Source organism: Burkholderia sp. Cy-637 (genome assembly GCF_011753175.1).
Taxonomy (GTDB): domain Bacteria; phylum Pseudomonadota; class Gammaproteobacteria; order Burkholderiales; family Burkholderiaceae; genus Burkholderia; species Burkholderia gladioli.
Genome location: NZ_VWWC01000059.1, coordinates 1 through 22560, shown reverse-complemented (window position 1 = coordinate 22560; position 22560 = coordinate 1). Strand labels below are relative to the sequence as shown.

General features: G+C 59.0%; 14 protein-coding genes. 3 read left to right on the top strand and 11 right to left on the bottom strand.

The features are described 5' to 3' along the window. Positions 1–128: 128 nt before the first annotated feature. From F3J10_RS17250 to F3J10_RS17230, 5 genes are all read right to left on the bottom strand, one after another. Entirely contained in the window at positions 129–3500 is a 3372-nt protein-coding gene (locus tag F3J10_RS17250; RefSeq protein WP_167242581.1) for a DEAD/DEAH box helicase family protein, read from the bottom strand. Further along, positions 3500–6670, bottom strand: a complete 3171-nt coding sequence (locus F3J10_RS17245; RefSeq protein WP_167242580.1) for a site-specific DNA-methyltransferase — start codon at positions 6668–6670, stop codon at positions 3500–3502. The genes F3J10_RS17250 and F3J10_RS17245 overlap by 1 nt, the downstream gene beginning before the upstream one ends. Positions 6671–6713: 43 nt before the next feature. Beyond that, complete coding sequence (locus F3J10_RS17240; protein ID WP_167242579.1) at positions 6714–9641, bottom strand: SNF2-related protein; 2928 nt, start codon at positions 9639–9641, stop codon at positions 6714–6716. A 2-nt stretch (positions 9642–9643) separates the two neighbouring features. Continuing rightward, entirely contained in the window at positions 9644–10222 is a 579-nt protein-coding gene (locus F3J10_RS17235) for a recombinase family protein (RefSeq protein ID WP_167242578.1), read from the bottom strand. 155 nt (positions 10223–10377) lie between these two features. Continuing rightward, the gene (locus F3J10_RS17230) at positions 10378–12033 is read right to left on the bottom strand and encodes a sigma 54-interacting transcriptional regulator (protein ID WP_167242577.1); all 1656 of its coding nucleotides are present in this window, start codon (positions 12031–12033) and stop codon (positions 10378–10380) included. Between the two features lie 211 nt (positions 12034–12244). Between F3J10_RS17230 and F3J10_RS17225 the strand changes: the two genes are divergently transcribed. From F3J10_RS17225 to F3J10_RS17215, 3 genes are all read left to right on the top strand, one after another. After that, positions 12245–12607: a glycine zipper domain-containing protein gene (locus tag F3J10_RS17225; protein WP_167242576.1), complete on the top strand. Its 363-nt coding sequence runs from the start codon at positions 12245–12247 to the stop codon at positions 12605–12607. Between the two features lie 55 nt (positions 12608–12662). Then, on the top strand, positions 12663–13910 hold the full coding sequence (locus F3J10_RS17220) for a GTPase (RefSeq protein ID WP_167242575.1): 1248 nt from the start codon (positions 12663–12665) through the stop codon (positions 13908–13910). A 303-nt stretch (positions 13911–14213) separates the two neighbouring features. Further along, positions 14214–14429 carry a type II toxin-antitoxin system MqsA family antitoxin gene (locus tag F3J10_RS17215; RefSeq protein WP_167242574.1) on the top strand — a complete coding sequence of 72 codons (216 nt, stop codon included), beginning with the start codon at positions 14214–14216 and terminating at the stop codon, positions 14427–14429. Between the two features lie 79 nt (positions 14430–14508). Here the strand turns inward: F3J10_RS17215 and traJ are convergent, their stop codons facing one another. From traJ to dnaA, 6 genes are all read right to left on the bottom strand, one after another. Beyond that, positions 14509–14877 (bottom strand): conjugal transfer transcriptional regulator TraJ, encoded by a 369-nt coding sequence (gene traJ, locus F3J10_RS17210; RefSeq protein WP_167242573.1) that lies wholly within the window; start codon positions 14875–14877, stop codon positions 14509–14511. Positions 14878–15425: 548 nt separating this feature from the next. Further along, positions 15426–16370: a plasmid replication initiator TrfA gene (trfA, locus tag F3J10_RS17205; RefSeq protein ID WP_167242572.1), complete on the bottom strand. Its 945-nt coding sequence runs from the start codon at positions 16368–16370 to the stop codon at positions 15426–15428. Then, a complete protein-coding gene (locus tag F3J10_RS35985; protein WP_205200322.1) occupies positions 16360–16698 on the bottom strand; it encodes a DNA-binding protein in 339 nt (112 codons plus the stop codon). The genes trfA and F3J10_RS35985 overlap by 11 nt, the downstream gene beginning before the upstream one ends. 741 nt (positions 16699–17439) lie before the next feature. Then, complete coding sequence (gene gyrB / locus F3J10_RS17195) at positions 17440–19917, bottom strand: DNA topoisomerase (ATP-hydrolyzing) subunit B (protein ID WP_167242571.1); 2478 nt, start codon at positions 19915–19917, stop codon at positions 17440–17442. 226 nt (positions 19918–20143) lie between these two features. Beyond that, the gene (dnaN, locus tag F3J10_RS17190) at positions 20144–21250 is read right to left on the bottom strand and encodes a DNA polymerase III subunit beta (protein WP_013696089.1); all 1107 of its coding nucleotides are present in this window, start codon (positions 21248–21250) and stop codon (positions 20144–20146) included. A gap of 194 nt (positions 21251–21444) precedes the next feature. Continuing rightward, positions 21445–22560: chromosomal replication initiator protein DnaA (gene dnaA / locus F3J10_RS17185; protein ID WP_167242570.1), on the bottom strand; the 1116-nt coding region annotated here is incomplete at its 5' end.

Here is a 22560-nt window from a genome sequence, read left to right as displayed (position 1 = left end):
GCCGTTATGAAGTCCGACGATCCCCACTCGATTGTAAATTAGACAAAATTTTCTTTTAAATACAGCATTTTGCTTCGAACAAGATGCTGTATGCCACGACTAATACCATGTTGGACGCTGCCTCATACTCAGCAGAGAGCACTAAATAGCTTTTTCAGATAGCCGCTTCCGCCCTCTTCCATGAACAAGACATGGCGGCTCTCCAACTCTTCCTTCTTAGTAGGACCGCCCACGTTGAGCAGATCGGCGAACTTCGTCGGCGAGAGGACGAAGGCATTCAAGACCAGCGGCGCTTCGCCCGTCTTGGCCTGCGCCGCCAGCGTTGTTTCCAGGGTCTTCACTTCCTTGTACAGACCCAGCTTGGGGTGCGACAGGTCGATATTGCGCAGCCCCTTCGGATCGACGAAGGTCAGCCACTGCTTGCCGCTTGCGTCGTCCACCAGCCACAGCAGGAAGTCCGGATAGAAGTTGCCCGCCAACGCGAAGCCCAAGCCCTTATCTTCCCGATCCGCATTGCGCAACAGGTACAGACTGCGTGGGCCAATCGCTTCCTTACCTTCGCCAGAGTTGTAGAACGCCTCCAGATCGCGGACGAACTCCCATTCGCTCGGCGAGTCAAAAGCCAGCGGACGCAGCTTCAGCGGCACTGCATCCTTGTTCTCCAACGCCAGCAGCGGGTAGTACAAATGCCGATCGAAGCTGATGGCCACCATGTGCGGCGCGTTCCATTTGCTGGCCTCGCCGATATTGCCGTCCTCCACCAGCTTCTTCAGCACTTCCAGCTTCGACTGATACTCCAGACCGTCGTCGCTGTTCTCGATCTCGAACTGGTAGAGCTTGAGCATCGACCCGTGATCTTCATCGATGTGGGCGATGTCGTAGAACTGGCCTTCGTAGCCCGTTTTCAAGGCCTTGTAGAAGCGGTCGGTGTAGTCCGTCAGCAGTCGCAGCAGGATGTCTTCCTGCTTGCGGATGTTGGCGAAGGTCGTCACGTTCAGCTCCGCCGCCGGAATGAACAGCGTGTACCAATCCTGCGCACCCGCGCAGAAGTCGATCAGCTTCTGCCGTTCCAGCCGAAGATTGCTCCAGCTACGCTGCAGCTTGTAGTCCTGCAAGGCCAGATAGACGCGATCCCAATTGAAAGCCGGATACAGCGCCTGATTCAGCTTGCCCTTGTTGCGGGCTTCCGTCGCGGGGGTTGTGCCCTTGTCCTTGCTGGATAGCGCTTCGACGCGCGGGTACAGGTCGAGCACCACATGGGGTGACTTGATCTTGCCCTGGAACTGCGCGGGTATCTCATACAGCCACGGGAAGTGCGTGCGCTTGAACCCGAGTTTCTGGTTGTCCTTGTAACCATCCTTCAGCGCCAGGGTCTTGAGCTTGCCCTTGGGCAGGTTGGCCCGTGTCGGAAAGTCCAGCTCCAGCACTTCATCGCTGGGCGTGATGCCTTCCTCGCGCAGGTAGTCTTTGAACGCGGCCATGTAGCTGGCGCGCACGCCGAAGATGTTCAGCGACTCCAGCTTGTCCAGATGCACGCCCTTGGGCCGGTCCTGCGGCAAGGTGCGCTTGAGCGAGAAGCCCTTGCCCTTCAGGCGCACCCCGCGTCCGAACAACTGGATGATCTGCGAGCCTTCACCCTGACCCATGTTCAGCAGACCCATCGTGGACACGCGCCAACTGCTCCAGCCCTCCGTGAATTTGCGTGAGCCGATCAGCACGTTGAGGCGGCTGTCCTTGTTGTTCAGTGTGCCGAACAGCGCACCGCCGAAGTCGTCGCGTTCGCTGTCGAAGGCCTGCACGTCCTGCGCCATCCCGAAAAAGCTCGCATCGTCGCCGATGTTGATGAGACCGAAGGGCTCTGCATCACCCACGCGCAACGCCAGCTCACCTTTGCTGCTCCTGATGTTGACCAGTTTCAAGCGCTGACGAGCCGAGGCATTGAACACGCGCAGCAGGATGTCGGCGTACAGCTCATTCACATGACCGCCGAAGCCCATCAGGGGCGTGAAGCGCCCGCTGAAAATGTTGTTGCCCTTAGCGTCCAAAATCTGCGCCTTGTCCGCAATCAGGTCGGTCAGCCAGCTCTTGATCTGCGTTTCGCTGTTCAGGAAATCGGCGAGGAAGTTCACCACTTCCAGAATGTCCGACTCCTCGCCTGACACCGTATTACCTACGAACACCCACAGCGGCTTTTCGATGTTGAAGTCGGCAACCGCCAAGCGGTGCGTACTCCACAGCCAGAGCTGCTGGTAGTAGGCCAGCAGGCAGGCGGTGAAATACTTGCGCGCGTTATCTGCCTGCTCGTAGGCCTCGCCATTCATGTTGAGGATCAACGACTCCTTGCCGTAGCCGTCGTCGTAGAAGAACTTGTACGAGTAATCGAACAGGATGCACTTGGCGTAAATCTCGCGCGTAGCAGTGATGCGCGCACGTCGCCTGTCCTCGGCGGTCAGCGCAAGTTGCGCCATCTGCTCATCGTCGAGTTTCTTCAGGCTGGTGGTCTCGAACAGCATCTTGGCGCGCTTTTTCTGAATGTCTTCTTCCGCCGCCGCCACGGTCATGCCCTTTGCTACCGCCTGCCCGAAGGTGGCCGAGTACTCGAAGGCAAAACCACCGCGCACCAGAGCATCCCGCCGCGCCATCCACGCGCCTGCCGCCGTGCCCGTGCCACGGTGGCCTTCGTCCACCAGTACGAGGTTGTTGCCCTCGAAGGCATCCACGGCGACCGTCTTGTCGCCCATCTCGTCACCCAGCTTGTTGATGTCGATGATCTCGATGGTGCCGCGCGCCGGGGTCTGTGTCTTGTTGAAGAACTGCGAGAAGCCGAAGCCGGACAGGTGCAACTCCTCCAAGTGCTGGCGCGACAGCCCTTCGTTAGGCGTAAGCAGGATGATCTTGCTCGGGTAATGGTTGCCCCGGCCTGCCTGAAAGTAGTGCAGGTACTGGCGAATGTTGACGTGCAGCAGCAGCGTCTTGCCGCTACCAGTGGCGCTCCAGAATGCGATTTTGTTCAGGTCGTCCGCCTCGAAGTCACAGAACGGTTCCGCGCCGATCTCGGCTCGGTAGCGCGCCATTTCCTCGTTCAGGCCGTAGAGCAGATCTTGGCGATGGTTGAAATACCAGTCCAGATACAGCTCGGTAAACAGCAGCGAGAGGTACTGGAAGTACTTCATCAGCAGTTCGTGGCCTTCCAGCTTGTTGCGCTGGGCGGTGATGGCCTGCCAGTGCGCGACGACGTTCAGGTCGTAGCGCCGCAGGTCGGCCTCCGGCACCTTGTTGGGGTTGAACAAGCCTCGGGTCAGTTCGTGGAAGAACTTGGTCTGGCCGTCCTCGTCGATGCCCTCGAAGCGGTCATCGCCCAAGCGCATCTTGATTGCCGCCAGCGTGCCACCCTGAAAGAAGCCCAGTACCCAGCGGTTGAGCACCAATTCTTGATGGAAGCTGCGCTTCTTGCCGCCGCGACTGGAACCGGCGACCGGGGTCTTGCGTGGCCGTGCCATCAGATGTCCTCCACGGAGAACATGCGCTCCAGAAACTCCGGCTCGATCTGGCGCAACTTGAGCACACGGGTGGCACCGCCTTCCTCGGCCGTCTGCGTCAGCACGGTGGGAATGTTGTGGTCACCGTTGATGTAGACCACGTCAAACTCGTTGTCCGCCGGGTTGATGGCCAGCTTGTCGCAGAGCTTGCTGACGCCTTCGTAGTCCAGCACATCACAGTCGCGCCAGAGCACGAGGCAGGTTTCACCCGGACTCGCTCCATGACTCGGCAGCGTGCCGGTGACGGTGACAAAGCCGCGCTCCGGCTGGGCGTCGATGTGCTTTACCCGCAGGCCGATCAGGAAATTGAAGGTCTCGACCAGATCGATCTTGCGCGGCGCGAACGCGCCCGCCGAATCCACCGCCACGTTGAGGGTGTAGTCGAAGGGCTTCTTGAAGTCTTCCACCGACAGCAGCGAGCCACGGCTTTCCACGTCCAGTAGGTAGTTGAGCAGGTAGTCGTCCTTGGCCTGCTGCGGTAGAGTGTTCAGCAGATCGCCCTGCGCGGCGGTGCGGCTCAGCTGCAGATTGTTCAGGGCGTCTTCGTAGCTTTCGAGCTTGAGGACCCTGAAGCAGTGAGAAACACCTGTTTCGACAGCCGACGGCCTTCCGTCTTTCCATATGGAGGAGAACACGACCTTGTTCAGTCGCGGATTCAGCACTGAATCAAAGTAAGCACCTTGTTCAATGAGGATGTATTTCCGACGCCCCTGATCGAACCTATTTAAATCAATGACAGCCTGACCGGTTGTTCCGGAACCAGCAAAATAATCGAGAACAACGGCAGAATCGTGGCCCACATAGCTAATTAATCGAGCGATATCTTTTGGCTCTTTAGGATTGTCAAACAGCCTTGCACCCATCAGCCCTTCAAAGTCTGAGTTCGTAGTTTGGGCGTAGCTCCAAAACACACTACCCATGACTTGATGCATTGATTCAAACAAGTAATACACAACGCCAGGAACCTTGGCTTCATCAGCGCCAAACGCGATGTAGCCGCTCTCGTACTTCTCCCAGAAAGTCTTCGGGTCCGCGTATCTCCATCCGCTCTTGGGCAGCTTAACAGGCTCTCCTGTTTCGGGATGCAGCACCTCATATCGCGGCCCCCCGCCTCCCGGCCAGTTGATATTCCCGTCATCCCTATATGGTCCGCGAGCTGAGAATTTCTGAAACTTCGAAAGGACAGCCTTTGTTTCGGGGTCCTTTATTGAAGCAACGTAAGCATCCCAGGCAGCCTTGGCCGCGACCAAGTCACTGCCCGTTTTCCGAATAATTCTTGCAAATGCTTTTTCAGCTTCCAGCACACCGGACTTTAGCTCGCGCAGCCTGGTTTCTTTGTGCTGAAGCAGCTCCTTGTTTGCTGCGTAAACCAACATATACTCGTGACCAACAGAGAAGTATTTGGCGTCGTTCTTCCTATTCCTATCCCAAACAAGGCTAGCCAATCTGTTTTTCTTTCCAAATATGCTATCGAGCGCAAAGAACATCGCACTCACTTCGCAGTCGTCAATGCTGGCAATGAAATAAGAAGATTCTTTTGACAGAGTTCTCCCCTGTAAGACACGGCTCTCAAGCATGCTGAGCCAGCTCGAAGACATGTAGCGATCTTTGTAGATGAATCCATCATCGCCGGTGTTGTATGGCGGGTCTATGTAAACGCAATCAATTTGATCTCTATAGCGCTCTTCCACAAGTCGCATTGCTTGAAAATTATCTGCATTCAGAAGCACGCCATTTGTCACCGAATCTAAATCCGCCAGCTCCAAAAGCAGCGAGAACTTGAATTCCTTGGGAAACAGACTTGTATCCACCATCCGATACAGCGCAGCCTTCAAATCGTCCACCGTTCCCGGCGCATCGCCATCCCAAAGGCCCAGCTGTTTCCAACGCGCCCACTGCTGTTCGTTCGCTACCACTTCCGGCCACAGCGCTTCCGGCACCCGATCCAGCGTGATGCAGTAGTGGCTGGACACCACGAACTTCTTCTTCAGCCAAAGCTTCCTCTGAAAGTCCTCCATTTGCGCCAGGAAAGCGATCAGTTCCTGCGCGATGCTGCGCAGGCACTGGATCATGCGCAGGTTCTTTTCGATGTCCGCGAACGCGCCCGCGTTCTGCACATCATCCAGATGCATGACCTCGTTCTTGATGTAGAAGTCCAGCTCGCGCCGGAGGAAACCACCCAGATCCTTGTGGATGAAGTAGTCCGCCGTGTTCTTGGTGGTGTAGTCGCTCAGGTGCTTTTCAAGCAGGGTGCGCTGCGGGCTCTTCTCGGTGGGCGCGCGGTTGCCCAGGGCCAGCCACCGGGCCTTGACGGCTGCGTCCGCCAGCACGGCCTCTACGGCCTTGGTGACCAGCGCCTCCTGCTTGGTGCCTTTGGGCTGGGCGGCGTACTCGAAGCGGATGATCAGCTCCTTATTGCCGTCACTGCCCAAAGCTTCCTCCACTGGCACCAGTTCTTCTTCGACCTCGTCGCCGTTTTCATCCCCGCGGGTAACGGTCTTGGCCGCTACAAGGGCAAATCGACGTTCCTTGTCGTTGTCCTTGCGGTTGTCTTTGGCGGTGTCGGCGGCGGCGAGGCGGAAGTGCACCGTGCGACCGTCTTCGAGCTTGAAGCTGTAGTTGGCGAAGTTCTCGCCGCTCTTGGTGTAGTACTGATCCTTGTTGGCCCAGTGCAGCATCACCTCCTCGCCCGCGTAGGGGATGGCGTAGGTGTCGCCCTTGTAGCGGCGCTGACTGATGAAGTCGCCGTCCTTGTAGTAGCGGGAGAAGAAGGCCAGAAGGTGCGAGAACACTGCGTTCTCATGTTCGCTGCCACCTGCGGCGGCGTCCTTCAGCTTCGCGCGCAGGTCTTTGACCTTGGGCGCGTCATCGGGGTTGATACCCACGTCTTGCGCCTGCTGGATGGCTTTTTCCAGATCAGCCTGAAGTTGCTTGCTGCTTTCGACGCTGCCTGCGGACAGCGCGGCCTGCACCGTTTCGGCCAGCCGGTTCTCCAGATAGCCGTTGATCTCGCCCGCGCGGGCGTTGAGGATGCGGTAGATGCCGAAGTCGAGTTCCGGGCGGTCGATCTGGAAAATCTCGCGCAGCTTGCCGACGAGCTCCTGAAATTTGGGGTTGTGTTTGTTGGTCATAGTTGCCCTGATCTCGATGGTTCAGATTTCTGATTGATGTGCTTCAGGCGATCTGCCAGCGGATGCTAAACAAGGTTTCGCTAGATGTTTTTTCTTGCAGCCGCTGCTGGAGCGAGGCAATCAGTTCGTCGCGCTTGGCGATGATTTCGTCCTCGACGGTGAAGATCTCCTGCCGCAGGCGGCGCTGCTTGCGCTCCAGTTCCGACTGCTCGCGCTGAATGCCCTCCTGCTCCTGCAAGGTGGCGGCCTTGCGCGCATCGCGCTTCAACTGAGCGATGCGCGCCTTGGTGTTCTTCAGGGCTTCCTCGGCAGCCAACAGCTTGTCGTCGGCCCAACGCTCCAGCTTGTCGCGTTCTTCGTTAAACAGGCGCTGGTTGGCGTCCAGCACCTGCGCGATGGTGGCGGCCACCGCACGCTGGCTGTTGGCGGTCAGGGCATCCGGCGCTGCGGCGTGAAGCGCCGCAGGCTTGCCTTCCGACGGGATGCTCATGAGCTTTTCACAGGTTTCCTGATCTAGCGGTTCGCCGTCGTCGGAGAGACCGGAGAACAGCAAAGCTTCGGTCGTCTCGAAGGCGCTGACTTCCAGCCGCGCGAGCGTGAGCCAACCGGATTTGCCGCGCAGCTTTTCGACCACGGAAATGCGCGCACCGTGCTTGGCGTAGTCCAGCTTTACGGTGGCGGTGGGCGTGGGCGCGGCAAGGCTGGTGTCGATACTCCATTCGCCCAGCGGATGGCTGAGGCGGTAAGCGTGGGCCAGCATGTCCGACTGCGCCGCACCCCGGATGAGCTGGTAGCGACCCGGTGCAACGCCATCCGGCGGACTGCTCAGCGAGAAAGCATAAGACTGCTCGTCGAAGCGCGCGCGTTCGCTCAGGGCGTAACGAGTGACGCCCCAGAACCAGCGGCCCAGCTTGTCGAGACGGGCCTCGGCCTCGTCCAGCCGCAGCTTGAGTCGGTCGTGAACGTCCTCGTCGAAGTTCTCCAGCAACTGGGTCTGGGTCTCCTTGATGCGGTCGGAGATGGCTTCTTCCAGTTCGGCCTGCAGCTTGTTGAAGGCGGCCTCGATCTGCTCGGGCTGGCGGCAGGTGTCGTAGATCTGGAGAATGCGCTTCTCGAAGTCGAGGCCGCCTTCGATGCGGCCCAGCACTTCGTCGCTTGCGCCGAACACGCCGGAGAACAGGTTGAACTTCTCGGTGAGCAGTTCCAGTACGCGCTGGTCGGCCTGATTGCGGGTGTTGAGGAAGTTGATGACCACCACGTCGAAACGCTGGCCGTAGCGGTGGCAGCGGCCGATGCGTTGCTCGACGCGCTGCGGGTTCCACGGCAGGTCGTAGTTGATGATGAGCGCGCAGAACTGAAGATTGACACCTTCGGCGGCCGCTTCGGTGGCGATCATGATTTCCGCGCCGCTGCCGTCGTCCTTGCGGAAGTGGTCGATGATTGCGGTGCGGCGATCCACCTGCGGCGAGCCAGTGACGCGGTCCGTGCCCTTGAACTCCTCCAGCCAGCGTTGGTAGATGGCTGTGGAGTCTTCATGGTTGTTGGTACCGCTGAACAACACCAGCTTGCCCGCGTGACCGTTGGCTGAGAGGAAGCGGTGCAGGTACTCCTGCGTGCGTTTGGATTCGGTGAAGATGATGGCCTTGCGCGGCGCGCGCAACTCGGCCATCTTGCCGAAGCCCAGTGTGAGCGCCTTGAGTAGCGCCTGCGCTTTGGTGTCGGTTTGCAGCGCCTGCGCGGCGTCGATGAAGGCGGTCAGCTCCGCGATCTCGACAGTGATGGCGGCGCGGATGGCGTTGGCGTTCTTGCCTGATCCCGGCTTGATGTCGTCCGCCGGTGATGGCTCGGCATCGCGGGTCGCGTCCTCGTCCTCGCTGGCTTCCTCTTCCAGATAGTCCTGCTCCAGGTCGTCCTCGGCAATGAGTTGCTCGATCAGTTCGCTGGCGTCATCCTGGGGCTCGCCCGTCGCCAACAGAGCTTGCAGCCGTTCGCGGATGGTCACCAGTGTCGCCGCCACTGCGTGCGAACTGGAGGCAAGCAACTTGCGCAGGATCAGCGCGGTGAGGTGGCGCTGCTGCTTGGGCAGGGCATAGGAATCTTCCTTTTGCAGGAAGGCCGAGATGCGTTCGTAGAGCGCCTGTTCGTCGTCGGTCGGGTTGAAGGGCTGGGTGAGAGCCTTGCGTTCGGTGTACTTGATGTACTCCAGCACATCGCGGCGCAAGGTGCGCTTGGCAAAGCTGCCGATGCGCTCGCGCAGCTCGTCCATGCCGGTGCCGCTGTTCATGAACTGTTTGCGGAAGGCGGTTTCGTCGCCAAACATGTGCTCGTCGATCAGCGTGGAGAGGCCGTATAGCTCCATCAGCGAGTTCTGGAGTGGCGTGGCCGTGAGCAAAAGCTTCTTGCGTCCATCCAGCGCGCGCTTGAGCGCCTGCCCGGTGCGGTTGCTGGCGCGGTGGGCGTTGCGCAGCTTATGCGCTTCGTCGATGACGACCACATCCCACGGCACGGCGCGCAGCTCGGCCTCGAGCTTGGCGGCGAACTGGTAGGACATGATCACGACCGCCTCGCCAATCAGCCCTTGCAGGGTGGCGAGCATACCGCCAGCGGATTGCTTACGCAGAGAAACGGCATCCACCACGGTTGTGGGCACGGCGAACTTGTCGTGCAGCTCCTGTGCCCATTGCTTGCGCAGGCTCGCCGGGCAGATGACCAGGAGCCGACGGCGGCGCTCAGCCCAGTACTGGCAAACCACCAGCGCGGCTTCGATGGTCTTGCCCAGCCCCACCTCGTCAGCCAGCAGTACGCCTTCCTGCAATGGGTTCCGAAGGGCGAACAGCGCCGCCTCGATCTGATGCGGGTTCAGATCGACGCTGGCATCGAACAGTGATTGGGAGAGGCGATCTACGCCATCGGCAGCGTGTCGCCGCGTCAACTCATGGGCGTAATACTTGGCGTGGTAGGCGGAATACACGGTCAGTCGCCTCGACCACGAGGGGCAATCACACCAACATGCTTGTAAAGCGTGGTGCGGGATACACCGTAACGTCGTGCCACGTCGGCAACCTGAATGTCCGGGTCGCGCAGGAGCGCCTTGATCTCGCGCACCTGCTTCTCCCCCAGCTTGGGTTTACGGCCACCTGAGCGGCCTCTGGCACGCGCGGCGGCAAGTCCGGCGTGGGTACGCTCACGGATCAGGCTGCGTTCAAACTCCGCAAGGGCCGCGAAGACGTGGAAAACCAACTTGCCCGTCGCGCTGTTCGTTTCGATTTTCTCGTTTAAGCTCTCGAAACCAATCCCCGAGCGTTCCAGCTCGGCCACGATCTGCACAAGGTCAGGCAAGCTACGTCCAAGCCGATCCAGCCGCCACACCACCAGCGTATCGCCGCTACGCAGCGCCTTCCGGCATTGCTCCAGCTCCTGGCGCGCAGCGCTCTTGCCACTCGCCGCCTCCTCATAGATGACACGACAACCAGCCTGCTGAAGCGCATCACGCTGTAGGTCTAAATGCTGGTCCTCCGTGGAAACCCGCGCGTAGCCGATCCGTTGATTCATTGACACAACCGGGACGTTGAAAAATTGACGGGAATGTTAACGGGATAATCAGGGTTGCGATAGCCCTGACGTGGAAATTTTCACGTGTCAAGAAAACCACCGTTTTCGCGACATCTATATGTGCACATACGGGAATCTACAGGACTCGAAGATAGTCAGGTGCGATGTTCTAGCAACCCCAAAAATCGAGTCATGCGGGAATCGCCACGGATATCTGCGGCCAGCTTCTCGACGTGGTCACGGAGATACCTCTTCAAGGGCGGACGGGATCGAAAGTACGGTTGGTTCTTCAACGCAGTCGCGATTACAAATCTTGACTCACGTAGAGCCTGCTGTATGTCATTAAGCTTTCGCCGCTCCACCTCGGTCATGCCATCAGCGGCATTCCCTGCTGGGTTTCCTGGGACATGCGAGGAGTTCACGACATTCTCCACGCGCGCCCTGTCGATGCGAGTCGACAGCTGCTGGTAATCGCACCCGTAGAACAGGTCGAACGCCACCCGCTCCAGCTCCCGAAAATTCCCTTCCCATTCCTGACTCGCCAGTTCGAATAGAGCATCCAGTGAGAACACCGGAAAGAACGTCGGCACCATGTCGCGCCATCCGCCTTCAAGGCGACACAGTTGCTCAATGGTGCGCAGGCTCTTCCACCGGTAGCTCGCCAGCAGGCCTCGCAGATAGCGGTGTCCCATGTCACGATTAAGGCGCTCTTTCAGTGAGGGGAACGCTTCGACAAGGCGAATCCGGTAGTAAATATCTTTCCGCAGGCGTTTCTCGCGCAACAGGGTATCGATGTCCTCGTTGATTGCCAGGATCACCTTGACGTTAAAGCGGCTCCGTTCATGGTCTGCGCCGGTGCGTGCGATCTGAATGTCATTGGAAACTGCGTTCAGCAAGTCGAGCAACTGTACCTGGGAAGCTAGGGAGACAGACTGAAACTCGTCGAGGAACAGAACTCCCCCATCCGCTTCTTCAAACCAGCCTGCACGTCCCTCCTTAAGACCACCCGTGAATGTTCCCGCCTTGTATCCCCGCATCCGGCTCTCCAGTTGCTCGTCGACAACGGCGGCCAGGTTGACCTCCACCAGACGGGACCTGTATTTCGTGTCAGCTGCCAGCAGCCGGGCGGCGTAAGATTTCCCGGAGCCCGTGGGTCCTGACAAAAGGATCGCACCGCCCTTCTGGCTCCATGCGACCACATCCACTCCGCTCGTGTCTGTCAGCATCTCGCTGTGCAGCGCACGGATGAATTCACCAAGTGGGTCCCGGCCACCGGAGTCGGTATTCATCGACAAGAATGTCCACGGCAATTCCGGCTCAACGGGCGCCTCGCGAAGATACGCACACAGCTCCCTGATCATCAACCTGACTAGCTCAGTTGCAGCCTTAGCTAGGTTGTCAGGCCACTTTGCGGGAAATACGAACGCCGTTTTTCGCTCGACAATTTGTCGGGCTACGTGCTTCAACTCCCGGGCAATTAGAGCATCACCTTGATCTCCGTGAGTGGCAGCGTTGGGCCGATCGAATTGCCCGGGGTCGAGCTGCGCGAACCATTGCGGGCCCGCATCCAGCCACTGCTCCCACGAGGACTCTGCGCCATGCCGTCGCAGGACGTGCTTCGCCGCGACGCTCCACGCATTCCACCGAGCCCGGTTGACCAGATAGGAAATCGGGGAGGCTGAGTGGGTGCTTTCGGCCGGCCACGGCACGGACTCGGGACCATCAACCTCGGCCGAGCCGTAGGCGACGAACATCACGGGGGTCATTCCGTCCACCGGTTTCGCCGCTTTCCCGTCCAGCAGGACGTACAAGATATCCATGTGAAATAAATTATATTTTGTGATTTCATATCATGACACATTTTCCATCTACACTTCGACCTCACTCAGACGTCAAAATAAAAATTCATTTGTTTTCAACGCATTGCGAAATTCATGAATTCCGGCGCCGGCCTGGCACGGCTCCCGCTATAGGAAGTCACCCACGCAAATGGATGTGTGGAGATCCAAAGGAGAGAAGATCATGCAGTTCAACATCGAAGATGTACGCGACATCGCAAAACTACTTGGTGCCATCCGCGTGATGGCAAAGGGCAAATTCAAGGTGTCCAAGGAGTTGCTCGACGAAGTTCTGACGCGCCTTCACAGCATCGCAAAGGAACGCGGCATCGCCATCAAGATCGTTTCCCCGTCCGGCGAACGGATCATTGAATTCACCGCGCATGGGGTCATCGTCGGCGCAATGGTGGGCTTTTATGTTGGCCAGCTTCCCGGTGCCTTGATCGGCGCAGTCGTGGGGGGCTTCGCCGGATACTGCGCCGCCCACACGAGGCTTGTCATGGATCGTCCGGACGACTCTGACCACGTCGTCGTCCAGATCGCGTAAATGGAAATGGGCCGGAGCTTGGCTTCGGCACCACGAATCTCCCAGGAGAACACCGATGAAGAAAAAACTCGAACTCGTTGACGTCATCCACCGCAGCCTCGCGAATAAGGATGACGTTCGTCCGTTGATCAAATATCTCGGCATGGACGAAACCGTGCTCAATTTCGGCGCAGGCGGAGAGCGGACTGCCGCAACCGAAATCGCCAGTTACCTGCGGAAGATGGGGAGCAACGATATCGCCACCATGTTCCGGGGAGGCGAAGGCGTTGCATACGAAGAGACCGTTCTGGACGTCGGCGAAAAACTCAAGGCCAAGGTCGAGAAAAACAACAGCGTCGAGAAAAACGAAGAGCAGATCTTGCTCAAGATGTTTGAGGATGCCCTTGAACGGATGACCGACGAAGAAAAGCGGGCCGTCTTTCGCTCCATGGGCATGAATGAACGAGACATCCCCCTTGGAGCAATTGGGGCGGCCGTCATCCAAAATCTGATTCGGGAGTTTGGCGGGTTCTACATCTATCAGATCACGGTCATCGTCGCGAACATGGTGTCGAGGGCCCTGCTCGGAGCCGGCCTGAGCTTCGCCACCAATGCAGCCATCACTCGCACCGTCGGCGCGCTCCTAGGCCCGATCGGCTGGATCGCCACGGGACTCTGGCTGATCGTCGATCTGGCAGGCCCCGCATTTCGGAAAACCGTCCCCGCCGTCATTCATGTCGCCCTGCTTCGGACGATCCTTCTGAACAGGATTGCCATTGGAGTCGTTGGGGATGGTTCTGCAGGCAAAGACTCGTTGATGAAGGCTGTTTTCGGGCTTGACAGCGAGATTGACCCCATCGCCGGCTCGACCGAAACGGCCATTAGCTACCCCTTGAACAAACGCGGTAACGCCGCTATCGTCAACTACCCGGGGTTCAATGACTACCGCAAGTCAGTTGACAAATACACGGATGACTATCTGCACCACACGGATGTTTTTGTGATGGTCGTCGACATCAATCGCGGGATCTCGGGAACCGACACAAAAATTCTTGAGAAGATCAAATCGTTCGGGAAGCCGATTCTGATCTGCCTGAACAAGGTGGACCTTCCGCGGACCCAGGAGGATCTGGCTAAGCTCGAGCAAGCTGCGCGGACCCGCTTGCAGGGTTACCCATTAATCAAGACGGCCTTCGACCCAGATCCGCGATTGCATCAGCCCGCGACCGGCGGCCGGGACGTGTATGACTGGATTCGCGATGAGATCCAGAAAGAAGGCAAAAGCGTGGATGCGGACAACTTCCCTCCTCCGCACATGGGCTGACGAAATAGCTTCGCATTACAGAACGCGGCAGCCGCACAGTTCATGTGCGGCTGCACGGGTCTCCCCGCAGGTCGCTCAGCGGTGCTTCCGCCGACGCTGCGAACCACTGCTCGATTGGCTGGTGCCGGCATGGACAGGGTCGCTCACGGTCTCTATGTCGATAACATGAAGCCGCTTGAATTAACGGCCCGCGCGAAGATCGCAATCGCGATGGCAGATGCTGGAATGACGACTGACAGTCTGGTTTTCATTCTCGGAACGTAACAGTGAGACATCGATGAATCACAACACATAGGAGCAACTATGAATTGCCCACAGTGCGGAGCTACCGGTCTGGTGCATGACACGCGAGACATTCCATTCACCTATCAAGGCGAAACGATCGTCTTTCCATCTGTATCAGGGCTCTATTGTGACTCTTGTGGTGACAACTTTCCTGATCCGGAAGAGGCAAACATACTGAGCAATGCTATGGTTGCATTCGTGAAGAGCTGCAAAAAAAACGGATCCGGATCATAAAATAGACAGAGGGCCCTCGTTAGCACGCGCGCTCTCTGCACGTCGACTCGTAGCCGCTCCTCCGCTCGAAATTTAGCCGCTAAATTTTTCCTTGTCTCGCGAGGTTTAGCAACTCGCTCTGCAAAGCAATGATTCGATCGAGAACGCCTCCTATGATTCGACGCATCTGATCGGGATCCTGCCCCCCTAGCTTTTCACTGTTCGTTAGCCACAGCTTCAAGAGTCCACCGAGCCGCCCTTGATCGCTATTGATCTTTGCTAGTTCCCTCACGAGCCGGGCGTCGATAACACCCTGGATCGTGTACCCCATGCCGACATTGCGCAGATAGGCAGCGACCGACAGGCCGGCCTGCTCTGCCTTCTCTTTGATAGCGGCCTCTTCCTCCGCCAACACCGGCACTCGCAGATGCCGCCCGTTCTTACGGGTCACGCCTTGCTTCTTTTCCATTGGCGTCCAATCAAATCGCGGCGTGAGCCGCTGGGTTCGTGGGCGGTAGCCGACTTGGCCTCGCAGAGCAAGACTCCCGTTGAGTGCGTAGCGCGAATAAGGGGGAGTGAAGTTAGATGACCGGCTTGCCGGTTAGCTAACTTCACCTGTCTTGCCCGAAAAATCATCACAAAAAAATCAAGAGACCGCAAGATTCAACAAGAACAAAAAACCGAATTTACAAAGATTTTCCTAATTTATTGGGCGTAAAATTCAATTTACCCAAGAAAATCAACAATATTTTTTCAAGATTCACTTGCCGCCGAGATCAATTTCTCGAGAAAATTCGAGTCGCAGCGCTGACCTAGCATTTGTGCAAGACGCGGTAGCGATAGCCCAGAGCAGGGTCTTAAAAGCATCGACTCGGATCACACCCATCAGTTAAATATTATTAAATTAGATTAGCTGTTACGGCACGACACGCCCGAGCCTCTCCCGCTGCGGGTTTCGGCTGGTTCACGCCAAGCACGGAGTGCACCGTATCCCGTCAATTCGTGCACTGTATCCCCCTAGCGGTTTTCTTCTATCCTGCGCCGCGCCATTGTTCCACCCGCCTTTTTGGCAAGATATCTCGCCTGGCTTGCCGACGGACGCCGCTGAACTTTCACAAGACAGCCTTCATAGGACCAGGCAAAGATGCTTCCAACTGTAACAAGCTCATCGAGCGCTTTCCCCAGTTGCCGGCGAAAGCTTCCGCTATGCGTGTTGCTGCTTCCGCTGAGTCGACGAATCGTCTCCATTTGCATCGAGTATGGCTGCGCATGGGTGCTGTACCAACCGTGCAGCCAGAGCGCTAATGGCTTGCGACGCAATTTTTGTCGTTCATCCCAGTGAAAACGCGTCCAGCCGGACTCATAGATCGACGCCAAGGCTAGATCGAGCTGAACGACATATCGCCCCGATACCTCGTTCCTTGTGCCCTTGAGCAGGGCACCAAAGAAGACAACATCACCCGCCTTCAGTTCGACCACTGCGCCGGCAAGTCTTGTGAATGAGTCGCGTAGCCACTCTCGCTCGCTTTGTCCAGTTGGTCGCGAGAGGGTCTTGAGTATCTGGTACGCAGAGAATTCGACGGAATGTCCCAACCCTTGCACACGAGCAAGATGGACTACCGCCTCCCAGACATCAAGATCTGACTGCACAAGCTGCCAACCGGAAAAGCGGATCTCAACCCCGCTGATGGTCGCCAGCAACACTCGCTGAAATGCGCGCCGATCCTTGCCATGAATTGCCGCAAACAATGCTCCCCTCAGCCACAGATTGGGTGTTCCTCGACTGGACTCGGGCCACAAAGGAAGTTGTCGCGTTGTCGGCCAAGCTGACTCCATGGCCGGGCGGCGCTCATCCATTTCCCCCCGCGAATGGCGCGCAGCAATTTCCTTGAGGCGGCGGACCAGCATCGACTCACCACCACCACCAGAATCAAGAGTAGTGACGGACGCGTCAGGCTTCATCGGATGCCTTTGCCGTCGAGGTAGTCGATCGCTGGTGTCGAACGCCACCAGAGAATGATTTGGTTGCTTGCGCAACTTGTTCGGCTTTTGTTGGCCGACCGCGCTTCCGAGCTTGCGGAGGGCGAACATCTTCAACGATGAAGTGAGATTCGACGTGCTCTTCGAGCCAGCGCTCGACGTCTTCAACCCGCCAAAGCAAGCGCTTGGTACCGGGAAGACGGCAGATGGGGGGTAGAGATTGAGGATTCCGTGTCGCGTCGCTACGGATGCTTGATACGGTCTTACGGATATAGGCTGACAGCTCTTCTACAGAGATCAGGGTTTTCATGGGCGCACCTTTCCGATCCCGGCGGTCAATGACCAAACGGGCTCGGATGAGTACGCGACGCCGTACCCGTATCCCATCGATCCGCCGGAGAGTGCCTGAAAAGGACTGTAGGGCTTGTTGGACCGACTAGCATGAACACGAATAGGCGGGGTTTCCCCCTCGTTCGCCTGCTCTCCCAATTACGTTGCGCCTTTTAGGCCGGCCTCATCCTGACCGGTGGCAACGCGCTTGGGCGATTGCTTCTCAGCATCCTTTCTTACCACCACGAGATGTCGCTTATCTCACAACGGTTACTGAACAAGACCTGCATGGCTCCGGGTATGCGGATCGGAAGGACTTGCCAAAGCCCCCAATTCCCTTAGCTTTTGTCCACGAAGCTCTTTGTCGACGCCCTTCTAGAAGGTCGGTCCTCAGTGCATTGCTGCCGATGATATCGCATACCGTTGCACGACAAGGCATGCTGCAACGGCCTTGTATCGCTCATGCCACAAATTCCCCACACTTGGTGTGCAGAACTTCGCATTCGAAAGCAAAACAACGCACTACATCGCCGGACGTAGTGCGTTGTTTTTACAGAATAAGTTGGTGGAGAGGAGGAGGATCAAACTCCCGACCTTCGCATTGCGAACGCAATGTCAGAGTATTCGCGGCCAGGATAGCTGGCTTCCACAACCCAATTCAGCGATCTTAGACCATCGCACTAGCCGCGCATGATCTAGCACCCTGCACTAGGATCACCCCTCAAACATCAATATTCCCCGCCCTCAACGCATTCGACTCAATGAAAGCCCGACGCGGCTCCACCTCATCCCCCATCAGCGTCGTAAAGATCCCATCCGCGGCAATCGCGTCCTCGATCTGCACACGCAACAAGCGCCGCACATTCGGATCCATGGTCGTCTCCCAAAGCTGCTCGGGGTTCATTTCCCCCAGCCCCTTATACCGCTGCTTCGAGACATTGCGCTCCGCATCGGCCATCAGCCACTGCATCGCCCCCTTGAAGTCCTTCACCGCCTGCGAGCGCTCGCCACGCTTGATAAGCGCCCCTTCCCCGATCAAATCCTTGAACGTGTCAGCGGTGCTAACCAGCTGCTTGTAATCGGCGGTGAGCAAAAACTCCTCATCGATCACCGAAACCCGTACATTCCCGTGATGCGGCCGCTCGATCCGCAGCGACCAATGCTCGCGAATCTCGTCATAAGTCGGGATCACGCGCACTTCATTCTTCATCGCGTCGCTTTCCAGCATCGCCGCCTGCAGCGCGCTTGCCGACTTCAGCGCCGCGTCCTCGCCGGCCAGATCAATCGCCACGCCATCCATCACGGCCTCGAGCGCCGCCGGGTCATACAGGCGCCCCAAGCGCCCCACCACCGCCCGCGACAGCAAATACGACCGTGCCAGCGCCCCGAGCGCCTCACCCGAGATCGCATCCGCGCCGCTACCCGGCTGCAGCTCCGAGCCCTGCAGCGCCAGCCGCAGCATATGCGCGTTCAGCTCGCTCTCGTCCTTCAGATACCGCTCGTCCTTCCCGGCCTTGATCTTGAACAGCGGCGGCTGCGCGATATACACATACCCGCGCTCGATCATGTCCGGCATCTGGCGATAGAGGAACGTGAGCAGCAGCGTCCGGATATGCGCGCCATCCACGTCCGCGTCGGTCATGATGATGATGCGGTGATAGCGCAGCTTCTCGAGGTTGTAATCCTCCTTGCCGATCCCGCAACCCAGCGCCGTCACCAGCGTGACGATCTGCTCCGACGACAGCAGCTTGTCATATCGCGCCTTCTCGACGTTCAGCACCTTGCCGCGCAGCGGCAGGATCGCCTGGAACTTCCGATCCCGGCCCTGCTTGGCCGACCCGCCTGCCGAGTCACCCTCGACGATGTAGATCTCGCACTTGGCCGGATCCTTCTCCTGGCAGTCCGCCAGCTTGCCCGGCAGGCCGACGCCATCCAGCACGCCCTTGCGTCGCGTCATCTCGCGCGCCTTGCGGGCCGCATCGCGCGCCCGGGCCGCCTCGACGATCTTGCTGCAGATGATCTTCGCGTCGTTCGGCGTCTCGAGCAGGAACTCCTCCAGCGCCTTCGCCACCACTTCCTCGACCGGCGCGCGCACTTCCGACGACACCAGCTTGTCCTTGGTCTGCGAGCTGAACTTCGGTTCCGGCACCTTCACCGACAACACGCAGGAAAGCCCTTCGCGCATATCGTCGCCCGAGGTTTCCACCTTGGCCTTCTTGGCGATCTCGTTGTCGACAATGTACTTGTTGATCACGCGCGTCATCGCCGCGCGCAAGCCGGTAAGGTGGGTGCCGCCGTCCCGCTGCGGAATATTGTTGGTGAAACACAGCACGTTCTCGTTGTAGCTGTCGTTCCACTGCATGGCCACTTCCACGCCCACGCCATCCTTCTCGCCGATGATGTGGAAGATCGTCGGGTGCAGCACGGTCTTGGTCTTGTTGATGTACTCGACGAAGCCCTTCACGCCGCCCACGAAGGCGAAATCGTCTTCCTTGCCCGAGCGCTGGTCGGTCAGGCGGATCCGCACGCCGTTATTCAGGAACGACAGTTCGCGAATCCGCTTGGCCAGGATGTCGTAGTGATACTCGACCGTGCCGAAGATGGTCGGATCGGCCATGAAGTGCACTTCGGTGCCGCGGTTCTCGGTGTCGCCGGTGATCGCCATCGGCGAGACTTCCACGCCGTCGCGCGTTTCCAGCACGCGGTCCTGCGCCACGCCGCGATGGAACTCCATGAAGTGCTTCTTGCCGTTGCGCTTCACCACCAGGCGCAGCCAGCTCGACAGCGCGTTCACGCAGGACACGCCCACGCCGTGCAGGCCGCCCGACACCTTGTAGCTGTTCTGGTCGAACTTGCCGCCGGCGTGCAGCTCGGTCATCACGATTTCGGCGGCGCTGCGCTTGGGCTCGTGCTTGTCGTCCATCTTCACGTCGGTCGGGATGCCCCGGCCGTTGTCGGTGATGGAGATGGAGTTGTCGGCGTGGATCGTGACGTGGATGTCGTTGCAGTAACCCGCCAGGGCCTCGTCGATCGAGTTGTCCAGCACTTCGAATACGAGGTGGTGCAGACCAGTTCCATCCGATGTGTCGCCGATGTACATCCCGGGACGCTTGCGGACCGCTTCCAGACCTTCGAGGATCTGGATCGACGAGGCGCCATAGCTGCTGTTGTCGGGTTGCGAGTTGTGCTGTTCAGTCATGGATGTCTTCCGGTTCTGCTGGCCGCCTGAAGTGCTGCGGCCGGGTCCTGCCTGCGGGCAAACGGGGCTCGTCGAATGGTCGTTTCACGGTGCTGGCTCGCCGCTTCGGGGTACGAAATGGGAGGGAAAACAGTCGCGAATCGGCTGGCCGGGTGCGAGCCCGTCTGTGCCATAAAAACGCCAAAGGGGCGTGGCGCCCCTTGGTGTGTCCGGTGTGTCGAATGCCTCAGATGCGCATCGGCATCACCACGTACTTGAATTCGTCGTTCTCGGGAACGGTGATCAGCGCGCTCGAGCTGGCGTCGCCCAGGCTCACCTCGATGTTGTCCACCTTGAGGTTCGCGAGCACGTCGAGCAGGTAGGTGACGTTGAAGCCGATGTCCACCGTGTCGCCCTGGTAGGCGATCTCGAGTTCTTCCTGCGCCTCTTCCTGGTCGGCATTGGTCGACATGATCTTCAACTGGCCCGGCGCGATGATGCAGCGCACGCCCTTGAACTTGTCGGAGGTCAGGATCGCGGCGCGCTGCAGCGAACGCTGCAGTTCCTCGCGGCCGATCGTGAAGGTGTTCTTGTGCGCCTTCGGGATCACGCGCTGGAAGTCGGGGAACTTGCCCTCCACCAGCTTCGACACCAGCTCGACCTGGCCGAAGGTGAACTTGGCCTGCGTCTGTGCGATGTCGATCTTGACGGTGTCGTCGATGTCCTCGAGCAGGCGTTGCAGCTCGAGAATCGTCTTGCGCGGCACGATCACTTCCTGGCGCGGGAAGGCGCCGCCCTCGATCTTCATCGAGGAGTAGGCCAGGCGGTGGCCGTCGGTGGCCACGGCCATCAGCTGGTCGCCGTCCACCACCAGCAGCATGCCGTTCAGGTAGTAGCGGATGTCCTGCTGCGCCATCGCGAAGTACACCATGCCGAGCAACTGGCGGAAGGCCTTCTGCGGCACCGCCAGGCTCGCGCCGAAATCCTTCGATTGCGCGACCGTCGGGAACTCGTCGGCGGCCAGCGTCTGCAGGGCGAAGCGGCTCTTGCCCGATTGCACGGTCAGGCGCTTGTCGGCCAGCGACAGCGTCACTTGCCCGTCAGGCATCGCGCGCAGGATGTCCAGCAGCTTGCGGGCAGCCACCGTGGTCGCGACCTGTTCGCCGCCCACGCCGAAATCGGCGCGCGTGGTGATCTGCAGCTCGAGGTCGGTCGACAGGAACGATACGTCGGAACCCGTCTTCGTGATCAGCAGGTTCGCGAGGATCGGCAGCGTATGGCGGCGTTCGACGATACCGCTTACGGTTTGCAGCGGCCTGAGGAGGGTGTCTCGTTCGGTCTTGACCAGTTGCATAGAGTTCCTTCGTTGAATTAACGGCCTGCAAGCCACGCAAGCCCGCCCGGCGGGCCGCTGTCTACCCGCCGCCCGGGCGATCACAAACCTGTATTGTGCCTCAAAACAGAACCGCCCCTTTTAAATTCACCCGGATCGGCGTATTCATCGCGCGCGCGTGCGAGTCCCGCCGGGATTCGCGATGCGCGCCATATTCAACCCTTCAGCGTCTGTTCCAGCACGTGCAACTCGTGGTTCAGCTGGGCATCCTTGCTGCGTTCGTCGGCGATCTTGCGCACCGCGTGCAGCACGGTGGTGTGGTCGCGCCCGCCGAACAGCTCGCCGATCTCGGGCAGGCTCTTCTGCGTCAATTCCTTGGCCAGGTACATGGCGATCTGGCGCGGCCGCGCGATATTGGCGGGCCGCTTCTTCGAGTACATGTCGGCGACCTTGATGTTGTAGAAGTCGGCGACGGTCTTCTGGATGTTCTCGACCGAGATCTGCCGGTTCTGCACCGTCAGCAGGTCCTTCAGCGCTTCCTTGGTCAGCTCGATGGTGATCTCGCGGCCATGGAACTTCGAATACGCGAGGATCTTGCGCAGCGCGCCTTCCAGCTCGCGCACGTTCGAGCGCAGGTGCTTGGCCACGAAGAAGGCCACGTCCTCGGACAGGTTCACGCCTTCCGATTGCGCCTTGCGCATCAGGATCGCCACGCGCATTTCCAGCTCGGGCGGCTCGATCGCCACCGTCAGGCCGGAGTCGAAGCGCGAGATCAGGCGGTCGTCGATGCCCGAGATTTCCTTCGGGTAGGTATCGCTAGTGATGATCACCTGCGCCTTGTTGGCGACCAGCGCCTCGAACGCGTAGAAGAACTCTTCCTGCGTGCGCGACTTGCCCGAGAAGAACTGGATGTCGTCGATCAGCAGCAGGTCCAGCGAGTGGTAGTAACGCTTGAAATCGTCGAAGGCCTTGCGCTGGTAGGCCTTCACCACGTCCGACACGTATTGCTCGGCGTGGATGTAGCGGATCCGCGCGCCGGCCTTGTCGAGCAGCAGCTGGTTGCCGATCGCGTGGATCAGGTGGGTCTTGCCCAGGCCCACGCCGCCGTACAGGAACAGCGGGTTGTAGGACACGCCCGGGTTGTCGGCCACCTGGATGGCCGCGGCACGCGCCAGCTGGTTGGCCTTACCCGTCACGAAATTGTCGAAGGTCAGGACCGGGTTCAGCTTGGAGCGCTCGTAGGTCGAGTCGGCCGCGTCGCCGCCGGCCGGCGCGTTCGCGCCGGGCCGCCAGGTGCGGCGGCCGGCGGCCGCCTCGTGGGCGGTCAGGCT

Excerpts from the sequence above, each read along its gene's own strand:
- dnaN (WP_013696089.1), bottom strand. The coding sequence starts at position 21,250 with ATGCAACTGGTCAAGACCGAACGAGACACCCTCCTCAGGCCGCTGCAA.
- F3J10_RS17215 (WP_167242574.1), top strand. The coding sequence starts at position 14,214 with ATGAATTGCCCACAGTGCGGAGCTACCGGTCTGGTGCATGACACGCGA.
- F3J10_RS35985 (WP_205200322.1), bottom strand. The coding sequence starts at position 16,698 with ATGAAAACCCTGATCTCTGTAGAAGAGCTGTCAGCCTATATCCGTAAG.
- F3J10_RS17250 (WP_167242581.1), bottom strand. The coding sequence starts at position 3,500 with ATGGCACGGCCACGCAAGACCCCGGTCGCCGGTTCCAGTCGCGGCGGC.
- gyrB (WP_167242571.1), bottom strand. The coding sequence starts at position 19,917 with ATGACTGAACAGCACAACTCGCAACCCGACAACAGCAGCTATGGCGCC.
- F3J10_RS17225 (WP_167242576.1), top strand. The coding sequence starts at position 12,245 with ATGCAGTTCAACATCGAAGATGTACGCGACATCGCAAAACTACTTGGT.
- F3J10_RS17235 (WP_167242578.1), bottom strand. The coding sequence starts at position 10,222 with ATGAATCAACGGATCGGCTACGCGCGGGTTTCCACGGAGGACCAGCAT.
- F3J10_RS17220 (WP_167242575.1), top strand. The coding sequence starts at position 12,663 with ATGAAGAAAAAACTCGAACTCGTTGACGTCATCCACCGCAGCCTCGCG.
- F3J10_RS17245 (WP_167242580.1), bottom strand. The coding sequence starts at position 6,670 with ATGACCAACAAACACAACCCCAAATTTCAGGAGCTCGTCGGCAAGCTG.
- traJ (WP_167242573.1), bottom strand. The coding sequence starts at position 14,877 with ATGGAAAAGAAGCAAGGCGTGACCCGTAAGAACGGGCGGCATCTGCGA.
- trfA (WP_167242572.1), bottom strand. The coding sequence starts at position 16,370 with ATGAAGCCTGACGCGTCCGTCACTACTCTTGATTCTGGTGGTGGTGGT.